21 protein-coding genes are annotated in these 20,597 nt (G+C 69.1%); 12 read left to right on the top strand and 9 right to left on the bottom strand.

The features are described 5' to 3' along the window. Window positions 1–500: 500 nt before the first annotated feature. Window positions 501–707: a hypothetical protein gene (locus tag ACF8NF_RS27815; protein ID WP_252653320.1), complete on the bottom strand. Its 207-nt coding sequence runs from the start codon at window positions 705–707 to the stop codon at window positions 501–503. On the opposite strand from ACF8NF_RS27815, the gene cobT reads away from it, so the two are divergent. Next, a complete protein-coding gene (cobT, locus tag ACF8NF_RS27810) occupies window positions 706–1,806 on the top strand; it encodes a nicotinate-nucleotide--dimethylbenzimidazole phosphoribosyltransferase (RefSeq protein WP_279492840.1) in 1,101 nt (366 codons plus the stop codon). The two genes, ACF8NF_RS27815 and cobT, sit on opposite strands and share 2 nt — an antisense overlap. A gap of 26 nt (window positions 1,807–1,832) precedes the next feature. On the opposite strand, the gene ACF8NF_RS27805 is transcribed toward cobT, so the two are convergent. Further along, window positions 1,833–3,296: a PLP-dependent aminotransferase family protein gene (locus ACF8NF_RS27805; protein ID WP_277849716.1), complete on the bottom strand. Its 1,464-nt coding sequence runs from the start codon at window positions 3,294–3,296 to the stop codon at window positions 1,833–1,835. Window positions 3,297–3,401: 105 nt separating this feature from the next. On the opposite strand from ACF8NF_RS27805, the gene ACF8NF_RS27800 reads away from it, so the two are divergent. Then, the gene (locus ACF8NF_RS27800) at window positions 3,402–4,148 is read left to right on the top strand and encodes a GNAT family N-acetyltransferase (protein ID WP_392451663.1); all 747 of its coding nucleotides are present in this window, start codon (window positions 3,402–3,404) and stop codon (window positions 4,146–4,148) included. Here the strand turns inward: ACF8NF_RS27800 and ACF8NF_RS27795 are convergent. Further along, a complete protein-coding gene (locus ACF8NF_RS27795) occupies window positions 4,124–5,056 on the bottom strand; it encodes a LysR family transcriptional regulator (protein ID WP_392451662.1) in 933 nt (310 codons plus the stop codon). The genes ACF8NF_RS27800 and ACF8NF_RS27795 overlap by 25 nt on opposite strands. 116 nt (window positions 5,057–5,172) lie before the next feature. Between ACF8NF_RS27795 and ACF8NF_RS27790 the strand changes: the two genes are divergently transcribed. Continuing rightward, complete coding sequence (locus ACF8NF_RS27790) at window positions 5,173–6,180, top strand: tripartite tricarboxylate transporter substrate binding protein (protein WP_338496993.1); 1,008 nt, start codon at window positions 5,173–5,175, stop codon at window positions 6,178–6,180. Between the two features lie 12 nt (window positions 6,181–6,192). Here ACF8NF_RS27790 and ACF8NF_RS27785 read toward each other — a convergent pair whose 3' ends face one another. Beyond that, the gene (locus ACF8NF_RS27785) at window positions 6,193–6,963 is read right to left on the bottom strand and encodes a helix-turn-helix transcriptional regulator (RefSeq protein ID WP_046988006.1); all 771 of its coding nucleotides are present in this window, start codon (window positions 6,961–6,963) and stop codon (window positions 6,193–6,195) included. Window positions 6,964–7,152: 189 nt separating this feature from the next. Between ACF8NF_RS27785 and ACF8NF_RS27780 the strand changes: the two genes are divergently transcribed. Together ACF8NF_RS27780 and ACF8NF_RS27775 are read left to right on the top strand one after the other, a co-directional pair. Next, window positions 7,153–7,641, top strand: coding sequence for a DUF3237 domain-containing protein (locus ACF8NF_RS27780; protein ID WP_250438735.1), 489 nt, complete (start codon window positions 7,153–7,155; stop codon window positions 7,639–7,641). Window positions 7,642–7,687: 46 nt separating this feature from the next. Next, window positions 7,688–8,695 carry a tripartite tricarboxylate transporter substrate binding protein gene (locus ACF8NF_RS27775; protein ID WP_203399667.1) on the top strand — a complete coding sequence of 336 codons (1,008 nt, stop codon included), beginning with the start codon at window positions 7,688–7,690 and terminating at the stop codon, window positions 8,693–8,695. Between the two features lie 3 nt (window positions 8,696–8,698). On the opposite strand, the gene nth is transcribed toward ACF8NF_RS27775, so the two are convergent. Further along, a complete protein-coding gene (gene nth / locus ACF8NF_RS27770; RefSeq protein WP_017406542.1) occupies window positions 8,699–9,352 on the bottom strand; it encodes an endonuclease III in 654 nt (217 codons plus the stop codon). 210 nt (window positions 9,353–9,562) lie between these two features. On the opposite strand from nth, the gene ACF8NF_RS27765 reads away from it, so the two are divergent. Beyond that, window positions 9,563–10,633: a YhcG family protein gene (locus ACF8NF_RS27765; RefSeq protein WP_016445246.1), complete on the top strand. Its 1,071-nt coding sequence runs from the start codon at window positions 9,563–9,565 to the stop codon at window positions 10,631–10,633. A gap of 62 nt (window positions 10,634–10,695) precedes the next feature. On the opposite strand, the gene ACF8NF_RS27760 is transcribed toward ACF8NF_RS27765, so the two are convergent. Next, on the bottom strand, window positions 10,696–11,604 hold the full coding sequence (locus ACF8NF_RS27760) for a LysR family transcriptional regulator (RefSeq protein WP_016445247.1): 909 nt from the start codon (window positions 11,602–11,604) through the stop codon (window positions 10,696–10,698). A gap of 116 nt (window positions 11,605–11,720) precedes the next feature. Here ACF8NF_RS27760 and ACF8NF_RS27755 point away from each other — a divergent pair, with 116 nt between their 5' ends. From ACF8NF_RS27755 to ACF8NF_RS27740, 4 genes are all read left to right on the top strand, one after another. Then, a complete protein-coding gene (locus tag ACF8NF_RS27755) occupies window positions 11,721–13,208 on the top strand; it encodes an amidase (protein WP_203399666.1) in 1,488 nt (495 codons plus the stop codon). Window positions 13,209–13,282: 74 nt separating this feature from the next. Then, window positions 13,283–14,269: a Bug family tripartite tricarboxylate transporter substrate binding protein gene (locus ACF8NF_RS27750; protein WP_392451661.1), complete on the top strand. Its 987-nt coding sequence runs from the start codon at window positions 13,283–13,285 to the stop codon at window positions 14,267–14,269. Between the two features lie 180 nt (window positions 14,270–14,449). Continuing rightward, window positions 14,450–15,646, top strand: coding sequence for a PLP-dependent aminotransferase family protein (locus ACF8NF_RS27745; RefSeq protein WP_074922997.1), 1,197 nt, complete (start codon window positions 14,450–14,452; stop codon window positions 15,644–15,646). Window positions 15,647–15,648: 2 nt separating this feature from the next. After that, complete coding sequence (locus ACF8NF_RS27740) at window positions 15,649–15,900, top strand: SlyX family protein (protein WP_392451698.1); 252 nt, start codon at window positions 15,649–15,651, stop codon at window positions 15,898–15,900. Between the two features lie 52 nt (window positions 15,901–15,952). Here ACF8NF_RS27740 and ACF8NF_RS27735 read toward each other — a convergent pair whose 3' ends face one another. From ACF8NF_RS27735 to ACF8NF_RS27725, 3 genes are all read right to left on the bottom strand, one after another. After that, the gene (locus ACF8NF_RS27735; protein WP_016445252.1) at window positions 15,953–16,087 is read right to left on the bottom strand and encodes a DUF3149 domain-containing protein; all 135 of its coding nucleotides are present in this window, start codon (window positions 16,085–16,087) and stop codon (window positions 15,953–15,955) included. Window positions 16,088–16,295: 208 nt separating this feature from the next. After that, complete coding sequence (locus ACF8NF_RS27730) at window positions 16,296–17,723, bottom strand: M20 family metallopeptidase (RefSeq protein WP_392451660.1); 1,428 nt, start codon at window positions 17,721–17,723, stop codon at window positions 16,296–16,298. Further along, window positions 17,720–18,748 carry a tripartite tricarboxylate transporter substrate binding protein BugE gene (locus ACF8NF_RS27725; RefSeq protein ID WP_047217661.1) on the bottom strand — a complete coding sequence of 343 codons (1,029 nt, stop codon included), beginning with the start codon at window positions 18,746–18,748 and terminating at the stop codon, window positions 17,720–17,722. Before ACF8NF_RS27725 ends, ACF8NF_RS27730 begins: the two co-directional genes overlap by 4 nt. A 189-nt stretch (window positions 18,749–18,937) precedes the next feature. Here ACF8NF_RS27725 and ACF8NF_RS27720 point away from each other — a divergent pair, with 189 nt between their 5' ends. Together ACF8NF_RS27720 and ACF8NF_RS27715 are read left to right on the top strand one after the other, a co-directional pair. Then, a complete protein-coding gene (locus tag ACF8NF_RS27720) occupies window positions 18,938–19,927 on the top strand; it encodes a LysR family transcriptional regulator (RefSeq protein WP_070081001.1) in 990 nt (329 codons plus the stop codon). 109 nt (window positions 19,928–20,036) lie between these two features. Then, complete coding sequence (locus ACF8NF_RS27715; protein WP_392451659.1) at window positions 20,037–20,585, top strand: DUF2721 domain-containing protein; 549 nt, start codon at window positions 20,037–20,039, stop codon at window positions 20,583–20,585. Window positions 20,586–20,597 lie beyond the last annotated feature (12 nt).

The following is a 20,597-nucleotide window of genomic DNA, read 5'->3' as shown; positions in this document are numbered from 1 at the left end:
CCTCTGGGTCCTTGCGCGCCCTGCGTGGAGGCGGGATCGCAACGGCCCAGACTGCCGCTGGCGTCATGGCATACGTGGCTGGTGGATGTGGCGGGTGTGCCTGGCAGCCCGGGCAGTTGCACCTCTCCCGTGGGCTGTACGCGCAGCGCCGGGGTGTTGGGTGTGGAGTAGATGATCACGCCGCCACCCGCGGGGGGCGTGAGGCTGATGTCTGCTGCCCCGGCAGGACCGGCAAGCAGGGCGAGGACGGCGGTGGTGGCAAGGGCCACCGGACCGGCCGAAGTGGGGGGCAGTGGCCGACGGACAAAAAGAGGGGAAGGCATTTGACGGATGGCTCCTGTCGGCTAGGCCTCCGGCAGGGGCGCGGTACTTGGCGGCGCTGCCAGGGCTGTCCGGGTGTGCGAGGTGACTTGGCCTGATGTTGCGCAGGTCCAGGGCAAGGTAATGGGTAAGGTGGCTGGATTGGTACCGATTCTGCGAAATTGTGGATTTTTGCAAAATCACTGAAACTTGGTAAATTGAAATTGACTATTTGCCAGGACTGTGGTTTTCCAGTTCAGCTTGGCAATGGTCCGTTGCTGCTTGCATGGGCGCAATGCAGGTTTGCTGCTGTTGCAAGCCGCGTCTGCAGGATTCTTGCGGGCCTGCGCGGCGCGCGATACTTGCGCTTTTGCCATCTGCCTTACCGGGCCGAGCCCTTTTTCCATGCGAACCCCCACTACCGACTCTGCGGCCGCCGTGCCCGCCATCGCCTCGCTGGCCGATGCCGCCTTCACCCAGCGCGTGCAGCACGCCATAGACCACAAGACCAAGCCTTTGGGCGCGCTGGGGCGGCTGGAGCAGCTGGCGCTGCGCATTGCCTGCATCCTGGGTCAGGACAGGCCGGTGCTTCAGCAGCCGCAGATGCTGGTGTTTGCGGCCGACCATGGGCTGGCTGCGCGCGGCGTGTCGGCCTATCCGGTGGATGTGACCTGGCAGATGGTCGAGAACTTCATGGCCGGCGGCGCCGCCGTCAGCGTGCTGGCACGCCAGCATGGGCTGGCGCTGAACGTGGTGGACTGCGGCGTGGCGCGCGACTTTCCCGCGCGCGAGCAGGACCCCGACGACAAGCTTCCCCAGCCCGGCCAGCCGCGCCTGTGGCGCCGCAAGCTGGGCTACGGCACGCGCGACTGCAGCCAGGGCCCGGCCATGACGGCCACCGAATGTGCCATGGCCCTGCGCAACGGCGCGGCCCTGGTGCGCCAGCTGCCGGGCAATGCGCTGCTGCTGGGCGAGATGGGCATTGGCAATACCTCCAGCGCATCCTTGCTGCTGGCGCGGCTGTGCGGCGAACCGCTGGCCGAGGTCACGGGTGCGGGCACCGGCCTGGATGCAGCCGGGCTGGCCCGCAAGATCGGGGTGCTGCAGGAGGTGCTGCAGCTGCACGCCCAGGCCACGCAACCGCTGGACGCGCTGGCGGCCATGGGCGGCTTCGAGGTCGCCGCCATGGTGGGCGCCGTGCTGCAGGCCGCCGCCGAGCGGCGCGTCATCGTGGTCGATGGCTTCATCACCACGGCCGCCGTGCTGGTGGCCAGCCGCCTGCAGCCGGCCGTGCTGGAGCGCTGCGTTTTCTCGCACCGCTCGGGCGAGCCCGGCCATGTGCGCATGCTGGCCCACCTGGGTGCCGAGCCGCTTCTGGACTGGCAACTGCGCCTGGGCGAAGGCTCGGGCGCGGCCCTGGCCTGGCCGCTGCTGGTGTCGGCCTGCGCCATGCTGGGCGAGATGGCCAGCTTTGCGCAGGCCGGGGTGAGCACGCGCTCGGAATAGGCATAGCCGCCGGGGCTGCGCTGCGGCTAGCGCTGCAATGCAGCCGCTGCCAGCTTGCCCAGCCGCCTGACCAGCGCGCCAAAGCGCGCGGCATCGGTGTTGCCATAGCCGATCACCAAGCCGTTGTCCTGGGGCAGCGGTGCCAGGGCGAAGGACGACAGGGCGCCCGGGTTCATGCCGGCGCGCCGTGCCTGCTCCACGATGGCGCGGTCGGACAGGTCCGGCGGCAGCCGCACGGTCAGATGCAGGCCGCCGTGGCCGCCCAGCACCTCATGCTCCACGCCCAGTTGCGTGGCAAGCGCCTCGCGCAGGGCCGCCTGGCGCTCGCGGTACAGGCGCCGCATGCGGCCCAGGTGGCGCGAGAACTGGCCGCTTTCCATGAAGTCCGCCATGGCCAGCTGCTCCAGTCGATGGCCGCCGCGCAGCATCTCCTGCACGGCGGATGCCGCGCTGGTGGCCAGGGCCTGCGGCAGCACCACAAAGCCCAGGCGCAGTGCCGGGAACATGGTCTTGCTGAAGGTGCCCACATAGAGCACGGGCGCGTCCGGCACCTGGCCCTGCATGGCGGCGATGGGCGTGCCCTGGTGGCGGAATTCGCTGTCGTAGTCGTCCTCGATGATCCAGGCCCCCGCGCGGCGCGCGCGCTCCAGCAGGTCCAGCCGGCGCGCCACCGACAGCACGGCGCCCGTGGGATATTGGTGCGACGGCGTGATCTGGATCAGCCGTGGAGGATGGCTGTCCCACAGGCCGGGCGCGATGGCTGCGCCATCCGCATCCACGCGCAGTGTGCTGACGCACAGGTCTCCCCCCGCAAAGGCCGACTTGGCGCCCCGGTAGCCGGGCTCCTCCAGCCAGGCATGGTCGCCCGGGTTGGTGAGCAGTTGCACGCACAGGTCCAGCGCACCCTGGGCGCCTTCGGTGACGATGATGCGCGAGGCATCGCAGCGCACGCCGCGCGAGATGCGCAGGTGCTGCGCAATGGCCTGGCGCAGTGCGGGCTCGCCTGCAGGATCGCCATAGTCCAGCGTGGCGCTGGCGGGAAGGCGCAATGCGCGGTCCTGCGATCGGCGCCAGGCGGGCAGGGGGAACCTGTCCAGGGCGGGCGTGCCCGGCGTCAGGGGCAGGCTGCGGTCCAAGGCGTGGCGTGTGGGCGCGATGCGGTCCAGGCGCCGTGCCGTGCGGGGTGCGCAGGGGGGCGGGGCGGCGGCCTCGGCGGCTGCCATGGAATGGGTGGACACAGCCGCCACGCGCGTGCCCTGCCGGTCGGCGACCACATAGCCTTCGGCCGCCAGTTGCTCGTAGGCGATGAGCACGGTGTTGCGCGAGACTCCCAGATCCTCCGCCAGCGAGCGCGAGGCCGGCAGGCGGTCACCGGCCGGCAGCCGGCCCGCCAGGATGGCCTGCTTCAGGCGCTGGATCAGCTGGTGCTGGCGGGGAGCCGCTCCAGGGCCGGATTGCAAGGGACTGGTCAGCAGGTCGGGGGCGTGCATGCAATGGACAGCGTGGCACCATGAAATAAGGGGGATATGGCGCTTTCAATGATGCCACGCCAGCGCTATCGTGGCCCTGCCAAATGACCTGACCAGGAATCTCCCATGCCCCCCGCACTCAACGCCCACTCCCAACCCGTAGGCCACGACCTTCCCAACTGGACCCCACGCCAGCGCCCGCCGCGCACGCCCATGCAAGGCCGCTACTGCCGGCTGGAGCCGCTGTCCGCCGCGCGCCATGCAGCCGATCTGTTCGATGCCTTCAGCCAGGCGCCGGATGCCAGCGACTGGACCTACATGTCGGTAGGCCCCTTCGCGGATGCCCAGGCCTATCTGCGCTTTGCCGAGGCCGCCCAGGCCAGCGATGACCCGCTGCACCACGCCGTCATCGACCTGGCCACGGGCCGTGCCATCGGCTCGCTGGCGCTGATGCGCGTGGACACGGCCAGCGGCGTGATGGAAGTGGGCTTTGTCTGCTACTCGCGCCAGCTCAAGCGCACGCGTGCGGCCACCGAGGCGCAGTTCCTGCTGATGCAGCGCGCCTTCGACGAGCTGGGCTACCGCCGCTACGAGTGGAAGTGCGACAGCCTGAATACGCCGTCGCGTGCCGCAGCGGCGCGCCTGGGCTTCCGGTTCGAGGGGGTGTTCCGCCAGGCCGTGGTCTACAAGGGCCGCAGCCGCGACACGGCCTGGTTCTCCATCATCGACAGCGAATGGCCGGCGCTGCGCGCGGCCTACCAGCGCTGGCTGGAGCCCGGCAACTTCGATGCGCAGGGCGGGCAGCTGCGTTCGCTGTCCAGCCTGATGGAGCCGGGAGCGCAGCCGGCTCAGGAGCCTGCCGGCGTGGCGTAGTAGGCCTGCAGCACCTCGATCAGGGCCTGCGCATGGCGCGGCAGCCGGCCCTGATCGCGCACGAGGATGCGGCGCTCGCGCACGCTCCAGGCATCGGTCAGCTCGATCAGTGCCAGCCGCATGCTGTCGCTGTTGCGCCGTGCGGCGCTCTCGGGAACGATGCCGATTCCCACGCCGGCGCCGATCATGCGGCACATGGCGTCGAAGCTGGACAGCTGTATGCGCAGCTTCATGGGCTTGCCCAGGCGCTCGGTCACACCCGCCAGAAAGGTCTGCAGCGTGCTGCCCTGCTGCATGCCGATGGCGTCCTCGTCCAGCGTCTCGGCAAACGCAATGCGCTTGCGCCGCGCAAAGCGGTGGCCGCGCGGCGTGGCCAGCACCAGCCGGTCGGTGCTGAAGTGGATGGTCTGCAGGCCCAGCGTGTCCACCTGGCCGGCCACGATGCCCAGGTCCGCCCGGCCGTCGAGCACGCCGCGCGCGATCTCGGCGTTGGGCCGCTCCTGCAGGTCCACGTTCACGCGCGGGTGGTCGGCAAGAAAGGCCGGCAGTATCTCGGGCAGGAAATCGGTCACGGCCGTGGTGTTGGCAAACACCCGCACATGGCCGCGCAGGCCGGCGCCGTACTCCTGCAGGTCGTGGCGCAACTGCTCGGACTGCAGCAGCATGCCGCGCGCATGGTGCAGGAAGGCTTCGCCGGCCGGCGTGGGCCGCACGCCGCGCGCCTCGCGGTACAGCAGGGGCATGCCCGCCTGCTCCTCCAGCGCCTTGATGCGCAGGCTGGCTGCGGCCAGGGACAGGTGCTGCCTTTGCGAGGCGCGCGTGAGGCTGCCCAGTTCGGCGGCATGCACGAACAGGCGCAGGTCCGTCAGGTCGAAGTGAATGAGGGGCATGAAGGGCGAAGAGGGCATGGGCGGGGTCAAGGCTTTGTCAATTCCGAAGGCCGGGTCAGGAAATGCGCGATTGTGCGCTGGCCCGGCACGGGCAACCATGCGGGCTTGCGACAAGAACAAATGGAGACATGACCATGCCGGATTCTTCCTTTCCCCTGCCGTCGAGCCTTTTGCACCGCCGAAGCCTGCTGGCCGCCGCACTCGCCTTGCCCCTGCTGGGCCATGCCCAGGCCTGGCCTGCGCGGCCCATCGTGATGATCGTCCCGCAGGCGCCGGGCGGCACCAACGACATCGTGGGCCGGCTGGTCAGCCAGAAGCTGGCCGAGGTGCTGGGCGCCAGCGTGGTGGTCGAGAACCGGCCCGGTGCGGGCGGCAACATCGGCACCCAGGCCGTGGCCAAGGCGCCGCGCGACGGGCATACCCTGCTGATGACCATCAGCAGCAGCCAGGCCATCAACCCGGCGCTGTACCGCAAGCCGGGCTTCGATCCGGTGAAGGACTTCCGGCCCATCGGCCTGATCGGCTCCGTGCCCAATGTGCTGCTGGCCCATCCCGGCTTTGCGGCCAAATCCGTGCCCGAGCTGATCACCATGGCCCGGGGCCGGCCCGACGAGTTCCGCTATGCCTCGGCCGGCAACGGCACGCTCAACCATCTGCTGGGCGAGATGCTCAACAGCATGGCGGGCATCCAGCTGCAGCATGTGCCCTACAAGGGCGTGGCGCCCGCGCTCAACGATGTGCTGGGCGGGCAGGTGCCGCTGCTGTTCGGCAGCCTGCCATCGACCCTGCCCCATATCCAGGCCGGCCGGCTGCGCGCACTGGCCGTGAGCGGCGCGGCGCGCTCGCCGCTGCTGCCCGATGTGCCCACCATTGGCGAGACCGTGCCCGGCTACAACGGCACGCTGTGGGTGGGCCTGTTTGCTCCTGAAGGCGTGCCCGCGCCGGTGCTGGCGCAGTTGCAGGACGGCATGGCCCGCGCGCTGGCGGCCGGCGATCTGCGCGGCAAGCTCGAAGCCTCCGGCGTGGAGCTGGCCGGCCCGGCCGACAAGCCCGTGTCACCGGACCGGATGGCGGCCCTGCTGCGCGAGGACATCGCCAAGTGGGCGCGCATTGTGAAGGACTCCGGCGCCTCGCTGGACTGAGCCCCGGCCCCTTCAGCCCTGCGGCTCCATGGCCAGCGCGAACAGTTCGCTGCGAAAGTGGATGCCCAGCCGTGCAAAGGCGCGGTTGCGGTAGGTCTTGACGGTGGGCAGGCTCAGGCACAGGTCGCAGGCAATGCCCTCGTGCGTCATGCCCTGCAGCAGCCGGGCGCAGACATCGAGTTCGCGCGGCGTGAGGCCGGGCTGTGCCTGCAGCAGGCGCATGCGCAGGGCGGGCAATGTCTGGCGCTGTCTGGGCTGGGGGGCTGGGGATGCCGATGCCGCAGCCACGGCAGGCTGCGCCTGTGTCAGCGCAATGTGCTTGTGCGCCAGGGCCAGCAGCACGGGCGCCATGCTCTCGAAGCAGCCGATCTGCGCATCGCCCAGTGCCCTCTGGTGCTGGTGGCGATAGAAATTGACGGCAAACACACCGCCGTCGTCCTGATGCTCGACGATGGACACCCGCTCGGCCATGCCGTGCGCGTCGTAGACCAGGGCGCGGTGCTCGCCTTCCACCTCCTGGGCCGTGATGTGGCACAGCGCCGTGCTGCGTGCCGGCGCTGTGCCGCCGTGCTTCCACGTGCTGTCGCGCAGATGGGGGCCTGAGAGATAGGCGCGCCAGCACTCGCGCGTGGTGTCGCGCGCCTCGCTGCTGGCCGACAGGAACAGCTGCGGCCGGCTGCGCTGCCCCGTGCGGTAGACCGACCAGGAGGCGACAGGCAGCAGCGCGTTCATGGCCTGCAGCACCTGCAGGGCGAAGCCCGGCCCACCCAGGCTGGACACCATCTGGCCCAGCGCATGGCTGGACGCCTGGCCGGGCAAGGCGCTGGCGTCAAGGGCGGGGGAGGGGCAGGTCCAGTGTCTCAAGGGGGAAGGCAGGGGCGGGCAGGGCGCTGTCATCTTCCGGGATGACGGCCTGCACGGGCAATGGTGCTTATGCTAGGTCCCGATCCCATTCACCGGAGCCCCAGAACCATGCCAGACAACGTGCCGCACCCTGCGGCCCTGCCCGATCCGCGCTTTCGCTTCTTCGCCGACCTGAGCGTGCAGGTGGGCCCGCCGCAGGAGGTCGGTGCCACCGTCCACGGGGGACGCCGGCTGATCCCCATCCTGGGCGGCACGGCCCGGGGCGACGGCTGGAGCGCGCGCGTGCTGCCCGGAGGCGCGGACTTCCAGCGCATCGTGCACGGCGGGCTGGCCGAGCTCGATGCGCGCTATGTGCTGGAGACCGATGCCGGCGACCTGATCTATGTCTGCAACCAGGCGCTGCGCAGCGGCGACCCGGCGCACATGGCAAAGCTGGCGCGCGGCGAGCCCGTGGACCCCGCGCACATCTATTTCCGCTGCGCGCCCCGCATGGAGACGGCCAGCCGGGCGCTGGCCTGGATCAACGAGCGCCTGTTCTTCGGCACCGGCGCGCGCCATCCCGACCGCGTGCAGATGCGCTTTCACGAGCTGCTCTGAGGGGGCCTTCCCCGCTTCGATACCTACAACACAGGAGACACAACACATGAACAACCCTGCATCCAAGGCGCGCCGCGCCGCCGTGGCCTGCACTCTTGCCGCTGTGCTGGCCACCGGCCTGGCTCCCTGGGCCGCGGCCAGCGCCCAGCCTGCTTTTCCGAGCAAGCCCGTGCGCCTGCTCGTCGGCTTTCCTGCGGGAACCGGGCCGGACATCGTGGCGCGCCTGCTCGCGCAGAAACTCTCCGAGCAATGGGGCAACCTGGGCGTGGTCGTGGACAACAAGCCGGGCGCTGGCGGCCTCATCGCCGCCAGCGAGGCGGCACGCGCCGTGCCTGACGGCTACACGCTGATGCTGGGCGAGACCGGCCAGCTCAGCATTGCGCCCAACACCTACCAGCGCCTGCCCTACGACCCGCAAAAGGACTTTGTGCCCGTCAGCCAGGTCGTCACCTCCGACTTCGTGCTGCTGGTCAATCCGCAGAAAGTGCCGGCCCGCAATGTGCCCGACTTCGTGGCCTGGGCGCGCCAGCGCAAGGAGCTGTTCATCGCCACCTTCGGCGCCGGCACACCCGGCCACTTCGGCGCCTTCATGTTCGGCAGCGCCGTGCAGCTCAAGCCCGAGCCCGTGCACTACAAGAACACCAACGATGCCCTGGGCGGCCTGTTCAGCGGCGACGTGCAGGCCGTCTTTGCCACGGCAGCCCTGGCCGCGCCCCAGGTCAAGGCCGGCAAGCTCGCAGCCCTGGGCAGCACGGGCGCCACGCGCACCCCGTCCATGCCCGATCTGCCGACCATCCGGGAGCAGGGCTATCCGTCGCTGGAGTTCAATTCCTGGTTCGGCGTGGTCGCGCCCGCCAAGACACCGCCCGAGATCGTGGCCAAGCTGCAGGCCGACATCGTGCGCGCCCTGCAGCAGCCCGACAGCCGCAGCCGGCTGGAAGAGGCCGGTTTCCGCGTGACGGGCACCACGGGCGACGAACTCGCCCGCATCATGCGCGCCGACACGGTCACCTGGGGCAAGGCCGTGGCGGCCACGGGCTTCAAGGCCGATTGAAGCTCAGCGCTTGCCCGCAGCCGGCGCAGGCGTCTTGGGCGAGTAGTCGCAGTACGGCGCCACCACGCACTCCCAGCAGCGCGGCTTGCGGGCCTGGCAGACGTAGCGGCCCAGCAGGATGAGCCAGTGGTGCGAGTCCACGGCGTAGGCCGCCGGCACGCGCTTCATGAGCTGCATTTCCACGGCCAGCGGCGTCTTGCCCGGCGCCAGGCCCGTGCGGTTGCCTACGCGGAAGATGTGCGTGTCCACGGCCATGGTGGGCTGGCCAAAGGCCACGTTGAGCACCACGTTGGCGGTCTTGCGGCCCACGCCGGGCAGGGCTTCCAGTTCCTCGCGCGTGCGCGGCACCTGGCCGCCGTGGCGCTCGACCAGGATCTGGCAGGTCTGCATCAGGTGTTTGGCCTTGCTGCGGTACAGGCCGATGGTCTTGATGTAGCCCTCCAGCCCTTCAAGTCCCAGGTCCAGGATGGCTTGGGGCGTATTGGCCACGGGAAACAGCTTGCGCGTGGCCTTGTTCACGCCCACGTCCGTGGCCTGGGCCGAGAGCAGCACGGCAGACAGCAGCTCGAACACGTTGGTGTATTCCAGCTCGGTCTGGGGCGAGGGGTTGGCGGCCTTGAGTGTGGCGAAGAAGGGTTCGATGCTGGTGGTTTTCATTGTGGGAAGCGCGTGTCCATCGATGTGGCGAGCATTGTCGTGCAAGTGTGATTTCTAGGACTGTTCTGGTTTTTGATGTCTGCGAGGGCCAGATCGTCTGGTTATGCCGTTGCGGCGTTGACGTGCTGGGGCCGCATGGCAATAGTGGGCCGGATCGATTCCGCCGACACCACACATACAGACAACACGCCACCAGGAGGGGGCGACCGCATGGCCACTCGCAAGATATCCGTTTCTCCCGCGATCGCGGCGGCGCAGACCCTGCTGGGTGATGTCCGCGACCTGATCGAGGCCGCGCGGCTTCGGGTGGCTTCCACCATCAACAGCGAAATGACCCTGCTGTACTGGCATATCGGCCAGCACATCCATGACTGCGAATCCGAGGTGCGGCAGGCCGGCTGCAGCGACAAGGTCCTGCCCTCCCTGGCCGGGCATCTGGTCCAGGGCTATGGCGGCAGTTTCTCGGAAAAGAACCTGTGGCGCATGGTGCAGTTCTCCACCACCTTTCCTGATGAGCCCCTGGTCATCTCGCCCACGCGGCAGTTGAGCTGGGCGCATTTCATCGCGCTGATTCCGCTCAAGGACGCCCTGCAGCGCGAGTACTACGCCAGCATGGCGAGCATTGAGCGCTGGAGCGCCCGCACGCTGCGCAGCCGCATCGATTCCCGGCTGTACGAGCGCACCGTGCTGTCCTTCGATGCGGACACGCTGGTCGCGCAGGAGCCCACGCAGCGAGCCACCGAGCGCATGTCGCCAGCGCTGTTCATGCGAGACCCCTACATCCTCGACTTCCTGGGGCTGCACGATGCCTGGCAGGAGGGCGACCTGCAGGCGGCCGTCATCCGCGAGATGGAAGCCTTTTTCCTGAAGTCGGGCATGGGCTTCAGCCTGGTGGCGCGGCAAAGGCACATGCAGATGGATGACCAGGATTTCCAGCTTGACCTGCTGTTCTACCACCGCAGGCTGCGGCGGCTGGTGGCGGTGGAGCTGAAGGTGGGCGAATTCGCGGCCGAGGACAAGGATCGGATGGAGCACTACCTGCGCTGGCTGGATCGGCATGAGCATGAGCCGGGCGAGGATGCGCCGCTGGGCATCATGCTGTGCTCGGGCAACAGCTCGGAGCAGATCGAACTGCTGGAGCTGGGCCGCGGCGGCGTCCAGATGGCCGAGTATCTGCCCGGCCTGCCTGCTCGCCATGTGCTGGCCCAGCGGCTGCGGGAGGCCACGCGCCGGGCGCAGTGGCACTGGGCACAGTGCCACCTGGAAGTCGGGCAGGGCTGAGCACGGGCGCCGGCCTGCAGTCCATCCCTTCCGTCTTTCTCTGCTTCTTCTACTTCGTCTTCTTACCCGGGAGGCAGCAGCTCCCGCAGATGCTCCACGAAGGCCCGCACTCCCTTGGACAGCGTGCGGCCTGCCAGGGTCTGCAGTTCGATGGCGCGTGCATTCATGCCGCGTTCGCGTATGGGCACCGCATGCAGTTCGCCACGGCGCACACGCTCGCGCATGGTGACCTCACCACCCAATGACAGGCCGCCGCCATGCAGCACGAAGTGCACCAGGGTCTCGAACTGGCCGCTGACCAGGGCAGGCTCGAACACCAGGCGCCGGTGGCTGCAGGCAATGTCGAACAGCTGGCGCGCGGTGTTGGCGTCCTCGGGCAGGGCAATGGCATGGGGATGCATCTGGGCCAGGGTGATGCTGGCATGCCGGGCCAGTGCGTGGTCGGGCCGCATGATGGCGACCACGGGCGAGACCTGGCGGTGCCAGACCTCGATATCGCGTGCCGCCGCACGGCTGTAGGTCAGGCCGACATCGGCCTCGCCGCCCAGCACGGCCTGGGTCACGGCGGCAGGTGCTTCCACGCGCAGGTGGAACTGCATGCCCGGGTACTGTTCACGAAACAGCGCCATGGCGCGCGGCAGGAATTCGATGGCAAAGCCGCCCGAGCTGCACACGCGCACCACGCCCCGGCGCAGGCCCTGCAGGGCCTCGATATCCGAGACCACGCGGTCGGCCTCCAGCGCACCGCGGCGCGCGTGGGCGGCCAGCAGCTCGCCTGCCGGGCTGGGCGCCATGCCGCGCGGGCGGCGCTCGAACAGCGGCACGCCCAGCATCTCTTCCAGACCGGCGACCTGGCGGCTCACGGCCGAGGGCGAGACGTTGAGCCGCGCGGCGGCATCGCTGACCGAGCCGCTGCGCACCACTTCGAGAAAGTAGCGCAGGGCCGTGTCCTGAAGGCGGTTGGAAAGCATGTGGCTCCCATTTATGGTTTGCGGAAAACGCAACGATAAGCCGAGAAAATGGCGATTGTCGAAATATTTGCGCCTGCTTATGCTGACTTCGTTCTGTCACAAAAACGAGGAAATCCATGGAGTCAAGCACAAGCGCCGCTGCGCTGCAGCCGGGTCTGGCCACCGGGGGCGGTGCCGTGGTGGAGATGTCGGCCGTCGCGCTGTCCAAGGCCATCCACGGCCGCGAGCTGTCCTGCCTGGAAGTGCTGGATGCCTACTGCGCCCAGATCGACCGGCTCAACCCCGTGGTCAATGCGCTGGTGGCTCCGCTGGACCGGGACTGGCTGCGCGGCCGCTCCCGCGAGCTGGATACGCTGCTGGCGCGCGGCCAGAGCCTGGGGCCGCTGCACGGCTTTCCGCAGGCGCCCAAGGACATCATGCCGGCCGCAGGCATGGTCACTACCAAGGGATCGCCGATCTTCGCGAACCAGCTGTCGCAGGCCGATTGCGTGGTGTTCGAGCGCATGCGCGCAGGCGGTGCGCTCTTCGTGGCACGCAGCAATTCGCCCGAGTTCGGCCTGGGCGGGCATACCTACAACCCGGTCTACGGGACCACGCGCAATGCCTTCGATCCTTCGCGATCGGCAGGCGGCAGCAGCGGCGGGGCGGGCGTGGCCGTGGCGCTGCGCATGCTGCCCGTGGCCGATGGCTCGGACATGATGGGCTCGCTGCGCACGCCGGCCGCCTTCAACCATGTCTATGGACTGCGCACCTCGGTGGGCTGCGTGCCGCATGGCCCCTCGGAAGAGGTGTTCTTCCAGCAGTTCAGCGTGGCCGGCCCCATGGCGCGCGACATCCCCGACCTGGCCCTGCTGCTGTCCGTGCAGGCAGGCTTTGATGCGCGCCTGCCGCTGACCCGCCGCAGCGAGCCGCCCCAGGACTGGACCGCGCAGCTGCAGCGCGACTGCAAGGGCCTGCGCATCGGCTGGCTGGGGGACCTGGGCGGGCACCTGCCCACCGAGCCTGGCCTGCTGCAGACCTGCCGGGCGGCGCTGCGGCATTTCACGGCCGCAGGCTGCACGGTGGAGGAGGCCGTGCCGCAGTTCGATTTCGAGCGCCTGTGGCGCGCCTGGATCGACCTGCGCAGCTTCAGCGTGGCCGGCGCCAACGCCGCCTTGTACAACGATCCGGCCAAACGCGCCCTGCTCAAGCCCGAGGCCGTCTGGGAAATCGAGCGCGGCCTGGCGCTGCCGGCCATGGCCGTCTATGACGCGGCGCGCGTGCGCTCGGCCTGGTATGAAACATTGCGCCGCCTGTTCGACAGCTACGACTTTCTGGTGCTGCCCTCCGCCCAGGTCTTTCCCTTCGACGCAGCGCTGGACTGGCCTCACGCCGTGGACGGCCGCGAGATGGACACCTACCACCGCTGGATGCAGACCGTGGTGCCTGCCACCATGGCCGGCCTTCCGGCCCTGGCCGCGCCTGCGGGCTTCGGGCCGCAGGGCTTGCCTGCCGGGCTGCAGATCATCGGCCCGGCGCAGGCCGACCTGGCCGTGCTGCAGATCGGCCATGCCTATGACCAGGCCAGCGGCTTGTCGCGCGTGCGCAGCCCGCTGCTCGACTGAAGACTGACGACTGAATTGCCGCATTGAGCTTGTTCCCAGGTTCCCGTTCCCTCGTTCCCCAGGAGATCCGTGCCATGGCCTTGTCCCGTTCCCGTTTTCTGTCGTGCCTGATGGCCGGCGCCGCTACGCTTGCCTTGCCCTTTGCGCATGCCCAGGCCCAGTCCTACCCGGATCGCCCGATCAAGCTGGTCGTGCCCTTTGCGCCCGGCGGCGCCACCGACATCCTGGGCCGCCTGCTGGCCACATCGCTGGGAGAGCGCCTGGGCCAGCCCGTGGTGGTGGAAAACCGTCCCGGCGCGGGCACCGTGGTGGCGGGCGCGCTGGTGGCCAAGGCGCCGCCCGATGGCTACACGCTGCTGCTGGGCGCCAGCACCACGCTGACGCTGAACCCCGTGATCCGCAACCCGCTGCCCTACGATCCGCTGCGCAGCTTCACGCCGCTGGGCCTGGTGGCCGACATGGGGCTGGTGCTGGTGGCGCACAACGAAACGCCTGCACGCACCCTGCCTGAACTCGTGGCCCTGGCCAAGGCCGATCCGGACAAGCTGTCCTACGGCTCCTTCGGCACGGGGTCGTCGGTGCACTTCGGTGGCGAAATGCTCAAGACCGCCACGGGCATGCGCATGGTGCATGTGCCCTTCAACGGCAGCTCGCCCAGCCTGACCGCGCTGATGGGCGGCCAGGTGCAGGTGGCCGTGGACACGGTGGTGGCTACCACGCCGCTGATCAAGGCCGGCAAGATCCGCCCCATCGCGGCCCTGGGCCCGCAGCGCCTGCCCCTGCTGCCCCAGGTGCCCACCGTGGCCGAAAGCGGCTACCCCGGCTTTGCCATGGACACCTGGTTTGCCTTCCTCGCACCGGCCGGCCTGCCCGCTCCCATCCAGAGGAAGCTGGAAAAGGCGCTGGCTGACACCATGGCCGAGCCGGCCATGAAGAAGAAGCTGGTGGACATCGGCCTGTCGCCCGCATGGGGTCCGGGCAGCGCGCTGCAGGAGCGCATAGAGCGCGAACTGCCGCAGATGCGCGCCGTGGCCGCCAGGGCCGACATCAAGGTGGATTGAACGCAGCTGCCTTCCGGGAGAGAGGGGGCAGAGATGGCGTCGTCCCCCTTGGGGGGGCGCCGTGCAACGGGAAGGCGCGAAGCGACTCAGGGGACTTCTAATCGTGCAGGAAAGCTGCGGCAGGATTGGCGACAATGCAGGCTTCGCCTTTTCATCGCATCGACAACGAGAATCCTGCCCATGCAATTCGCCGACCGTCTGAACAACGTAGAAACCTCCGCCATCCGCGAGCTGTTCAAGCTGCTGGGCAAGCCCGGCATCATCAGCTTCGCGGGTGGTTTTCCGGACAGCGCCATGTTCGACGTGGCCGGCATCAGCGCCGCCTCCCAGGCAGCGCTGCAGCAGGAGCCGGGCGCCGCGCTGCAGTACGGCGCCACCGAGGGCTACCAGCCGCTGCGCGAGCAGATCGCCGCCTTCATGGCCGGCAAGGGCGTGCGTGAGCTGGTCCCCGAGCAACTGGTGGTCACCACGGGCAGCCAGCAGGCGCTGGACCTGCTGGGCAAGACCATGATCAACCCCGGCGACAAGGTCATCGTGGAAGGCCCGACCTTCCTGGCCACCATCCAGTGCTTTCGCCTGTACGGCGCGCAAGTCATCAGCGCGCCCATCGATGCCGAAGGCGCCCAGGTCGATGCGCTGGAAAAGCTCATTGCCGAGCACCGCCCCAAGCTGGTCTACCTGATCCCCACCTTCGGCAATCCCAGCGGCGCCATGCTGAGCCTGGAGCGCCGCAAGAAAGTGCTGGAGCTGGCCGTCAAGTACCAGACCCTGGTGGTGGAAGACGATCCCTACGGCGACCTGTATTTTGGCGAGGCGCCACCTCCCAGCCTGCTGGCCCTGTCCAGCCAGGTGCCCGGCAGCCGCGATTGGCTGGCGCACTGCGGCTCGCTGAGCAAGGTGCTCAGCCCCGGCCTGCGCATCGGCTGGCTGGTGGCCCCGCCCGAGCTGCTGGCCCGCGCCGTGATGTGCAAGCAGTTCAGCGACGCCCACACCAGCACCTTTGCCCAGGCCACGGCCGCGCAGTACCTGAAGTCCGGCGCCATGCCCGCCACGCTGGCCCATGTGCGCGAGGTCTATGCGCGCCGCGCCAAGGCCATGGGCGATGCGCTGCGCGAGCACCTCGGCGATGCCGTGGAATTCCTGCAGCCCCAGGGCGGCCTGTTCCTGTGGGTGCGCCTGACCGGCAAGGGCGGCGCGCTGGCCGATGCCGGCGAGCTGGCCAAGCGGGCCATCGCCCAGGGCGTGGCCTTTGTGCCGGGCGCGCCGTTCTTCGCGCAAAACCCCGATGCCACCAGCTTCCGCCTCTCGTTCGCCACGGCCGACGAGGACAAGATCCGCGAAGGCATCGCCCGCCTGGCCCAGGCGCTCAAGGCGTGAGCGTGGTTGGGGACAACGAGCGCAGCGGCGAACGCGACGAGGCCCAGGCCCTGCAGGCGCGCGTGATGGAGCTGGAGATCAAGGCCAGCTACACCGACGACCTGCTGGAGCAACTGAACCTGACCATCTACCGCCAGCAGCAGCAGATCGACCGGCTCCTGGACGAACTGCGCGACCTGCGCCGACGGGTGCCGGAGGGCGGGCCTGCTGGCGGTGCGACCCATCTGCGCGACGAGCTGCCCCCGCACTATTGAGTGCGCAGGGCTGCATGCGAATGCCCAGGCCAGGCCCTGCCTGGGCATCTTTTCATTCAAGCGGCTTGTTGGCCACGTGCTTCATCTTGCCCAGGAACAGGCGCAGGAAAAAGCCCGCCATGATCAGGATGAAGACGATGACGCCCAGGCTCATCAGCCCGTAGTCGGTGGAAAAGAGATCGATCATCAGCTTCACAAGTCCTCCTGTGGTTTGTAGGTATCGGTGGGGTCCCGATCCGACTATCGCCGTGGCATGGCGTGGAGGGCTTGTGATGGGTCAACGCGGCGGCGGGGCGGGTTTGCGGCAGCGCAAAGGGGCAAGCCCCTGCAAGCCCCTGCAAGCCCGGGAACTGGGCATGGGGTAGGAGTCGATCATCCAGGGCGAGCCAAGCCCATCACCCCCGCATGAACGGCAGGGGCACCTCCGCAGGAATCGGGCACGCATAGGGTCGGCCGCCGCGGCGCTCAAGCAGCTCCGCCTTGGCCTCGGCCATGCGCTCGGGCCGCTGCAGCAGGGCGATGGCGGTGGCGGCCATCACCTGGGCGGCGCGCACCATGCCGGCGTGGGCCAGGCCGGACTGGCCCTGCGAGACCATCTGCCAGGAGTGCAGCGGCGTGCCGAAGGCGTAGCAGGCCACCCAGGCCTGGACGGTGGGCGTGATCCAGCTCACATCGGCCACGTCGGTGGAGCCGAACAGGGTGCCCTCCACAGCGGGATCGTAGGGCGCCAGGCCCTCGAACACGGCCGGCACCTTGCCGCGCAGCACGCTGGCCAGCGGGCGGCTGACCTGGTCGACGTCATTGCTGTCCAGCGTAGCCTGGAAGTCTCCGGCCAGGCTGTGCAGTCCGGGGTCCACGCGCAGCGAGCCCAGGGCCTGCATCTGTTCGTACATGACCTGGTTCAGCGTGCGGTTCTGCAGCAGGTTGGAGCAGGCCTTGTCGAAGACGATCTCCAGCCGGCAATCCGTCATCAGCGCGGCGCCGCGCGCCACGTTCTGCACGCGCTCGTACAGTGCGGCCGCCTCATGGTTGCGCGCGGCCCTCACCAGGTACAGCACCTCGGCGCGCGCCTGCACCACGTTGGGCGACAGGCCGCCCGAGTCGGTGATGGCGTAGTGCACGCGCGCATCGGTGGGCATGTGCTCGCGCAGGTAGTTCACGCCCACGTTCATCAGCTCCACGGCGTCGAGCGCGCTGCGGCCCAGGTGGGGGGAGTGCGCGGCATGCGAGGCCTTGCCGTGGAAGACGAACTTCGCCTGGATATTGGCCAGCGTGCTCTGGCTGAACACGCCGGAGAAGCTGGCCGGGTGCCAGGTCAGCGCCGTGTCCACATCGTCGAAGACCCCGGCGCGCGCCATGAAGGTCTTGCCCGATCCGCCTTCTTCTGCCGGGCAGCCGTAGTAGCGCACGCGCGCCTTGGCGCCGCTGCGGCGCAGGTGCTCCTGCAGCGCGATGGCCGCGAAATGCGCCGAGGTGCCCAGCAGGTGGTGGCCGCAGCCGTGGCCAGCCAGGCCCGGGCTGTCGGTGGACGGCGTGCAGACCAGGGCGCCGCTTTGCTGGTTCAGGCCCGACAGTGCGTCGTACTCGCCCAGGAACGCCAGCACCGGGCCCTCGTCGCCCCATTCGGCCAGAAAGGCGGTGGGAATGTCGGCCAGGGCGCGTGTGATGCGAAACCCGGCCTGCTCCAGCGCATCGATGTGCAGCTGGGCCGAAGCCGTCTCGGCATAGCGCAGCTCGGCCAGCGACCAGATGCTGTCGGCCAGGGCCGCCATGCGCGCGGACTGCTGCTGGAAGAAATCCTGAAGATGATCGACCGCGCTCATTCCGGCTTCACTCCTGCCTTGTCCAGCAGCGCCTTGTTGCGCTGCAGTTCGCTGGCGATCTGGGCAGGGAAGCGGCTCTGGTCCATCTCGGTGACCGATGCGCCCAGCAGCTTCAGGTGCTTTTGCACCTCGGGCAGGCGCACGGCCTTCGTGGACGCTTCCTGCAACTGCCGGACGATGGCGGGCGGCGTGCCGGCCGGCACGACCAGGCCGAACCAGCTGATGCCCAGCTCGTTGAGCTGCGCATAGCCCAGCTCCTTGAAGGTGGGTACATCGGGCAGATCGGGCGAGCGGCTGTCGCCCGACAGCGCCACGGGGATGAGCTTGCCACCCTTGATCTGGGGCATGGCCGAAGGCAGCTGATCGGTCATCACCTGCACCATGCCCGCCAGGGCGTCGTTGAGCGCTGGGCCGTTGCCGCGATAGGGCACGATCTGGATCTGGGTCTTCATGGTCTCGTTGAAGGACGCCACCATCAGATGGCCCAGCGTGCCCAGGCCCGGCACGCCCGCACTGTAGGCGCCGGGCTGGGCGCGCAGCCTGGCCAGGAACCCCGCGAAATCCTTGACGCCCATCTTGGGATGGACCATGTAGACCGATGGCATGGTCACCAGGTTGGCCACGGGCAGGAGCCTGCCTTCCAGCCTGGCGGCGCGCGTGTACAGCGAGGGGTTGATGGTGGCCGTGCTCACCGTGGCCATGCCGATGGTGTATCCGTCTGGCGCCGCCTGGGCAATGCTTTCGGTACCGATCAGGCCGCCCGCGCCGGCCTTGTTGTCCACCACCACGGGCTGGCCCAGCGTGCTGCGCAGGCCTTCGGCGATCACGCGCGCGACGATGTCGGTGGAGCCGCCGGCCGCAAAGGGCACGATGAGCTTGACGGGCTTGCTCGGATAGGCGTCGGCCGCATGGGCCGTGCGGGCCAGGGTGAGGCCGCACAGCGCGGCGCAAAGGCCCGCGCCCAGGGAAAGCAGGGTGCGGCGCGGCAGGTGAGAGAGAGGCTGTAAGAGGGGCTTGGCTTGCATGGCATGGACTCCATCGACGGGGAGGGAGCCGCGGCCTGGGCCGTGCCGGCTCCCGATGCAGGCGACTATAGAAATCCTGCCGCCCGCGTGGGCCACGGTATTTGTGCCAAGCTATAAGCCGTTCCGATAGCTTGCCCTTCGCCGCCTGTGGCGCGCCAGGGCCTGCCTGGGGAAAACACCAAGATTCCCATGAGCCACGATTTTGACGACCGCGAAGGCCTGGACGATGCGGCCACGCCCCAGGGCCGGCTGCTGTTCTCGCGCCTGACCAAGCATGTGCGCCTGCGCCAGCTGCAGCTGTTGGTGGCGCTGCAGCAATGCGGCTCGGTGGTGCAGGCCGCCGCCACGCTGCACATGAGCCAGTCGGCAGCCACCCAGGCGCTGGCCGAGATGGAGCGCGTGCTGGACATCCGCCTGTTCGAGCGGCATGCGCGCGGCATACGCCCCACGCTGGCCGGCCAGACCCTGGTGGACACGGTGCGCGGCGTGCTGGCCGCGCTGGAGGAGGTGGCGGAATCGCTGGCCGCCATTCGCCGGGGCGCCGCGGCCGCGCTGCGCCTGGGCGCCATTCCGGCGGCGGCCCTGGCCATTCTTTCGCCCCTGCTGGCGCGGTTCTATGCCGAACACCCCGAGGTGCATGTCGATGTGCACGAAGACGCCAGCACCCGGCTGCTGTCCCAGCTGCTGGGCGGCGGGCTGGACGCGGTGTTCTGCCGCGAGCCGGCGCTGCTGCCCGGCCCCTTCGTCTTCGAGCCGCTGCTGGCCGACACGGCCGTGGTGGTGGCCGCACGCTCGCATGCACTGGCCGGGCGCCGTGGCGTGCCGCTGCAGGCCTTGACCGGCGCGCGCTGGGTACTGCCCACGGCCAACATCGCCGTGCGCGGGATTTTCGAGGCCGAGGTGCTCCAGGCGCTGCCCGATGCGCCCTGGTTTCCTGTTTCCACCGTTTCCCTGCCGATACTGGAAGGCCTGTTGAGCCAGCCCGGCGCCGTGGCCCTGGTGCCGTTGAGCATCGCGCCGGGCCTGCAGACCCATGCGCGCGTGTGCCGGCTCGACGTGCAGCTGACGGGCCGGCTGGCGCCGCTGGGCGTGGTCCGCCGCCGCGACCGGGCGCCCGCCCTGCTGGACCAGATGCTTTCGCTGTGCGCGCAGGTTCTGCCGTCACCCCCGGCGCGCTGAAAGCGGGCGGCATGGCTTCTTGCGGCCCCCGGTTGCGGCCACAATACTGTCCGCGCAAAAACACGGCAGCACGGCCGGACCAGACAACAGAAAGCACGCAGAGGACCGCATGATCAATTGGTCGCTAGACGCCGATACCGTCACCCACAGCATCCAGCTGGCGCTGGCGCCGGTGTTCTTCCTGACGGCCGTGGCCGGCATGATAGGCGCCGTGGCCGGGCGGCTGGCCCGCATCATCGACCGCGCGCGCAAGCTGGAGGAACTGCTGCGCACGCCGCAGGAGGAGGAATTCATCGCGCGCAGCCTGACCGAGCTGCACTTTCTGCGCAAGCGCGGCCGGCTGGCCAATGTCTGCATAGGGCTGCTGACCGTCTGCGGCTTTTGCATCGGCCTGACCATTGCCCTGCTGTTCCTGGGCGAGGCCTACGGCATCAACGGCCATGGCTATGCGGTGCTGGGCTTTCTGTTCGGCGTGCTGATGTTTCTCTCGGCCCTGGCCTGCTTTCTCTGGGAAACCATCATGGCCACCAGTCTGCTGGACTTCCACACCCTGACCCGCGTGCGCGCGGCCGTGCGCACCATACAGCGGCCGGAACGCAACGACCAGGCCCAGGCTGAGCCGTCCACCCCGGCAGGCGACACCGGCCGCCAGCCCTGAGCCGGGCGCGGA

The organism is Delftia sp. WSY_22, from assembly GCF_043104185.1.
GTDB lineage: Bacteria > Pseudomonadota > Gammaproteobacteria > Burkholderiales > Burkholderiaceae_C > Comamonas > Comamonas tsuruhatensis.
Note: the sequence above shows the minus strand (reverse complement) of the source record. Positions and strands in the feature narration are given on the sequence as shown.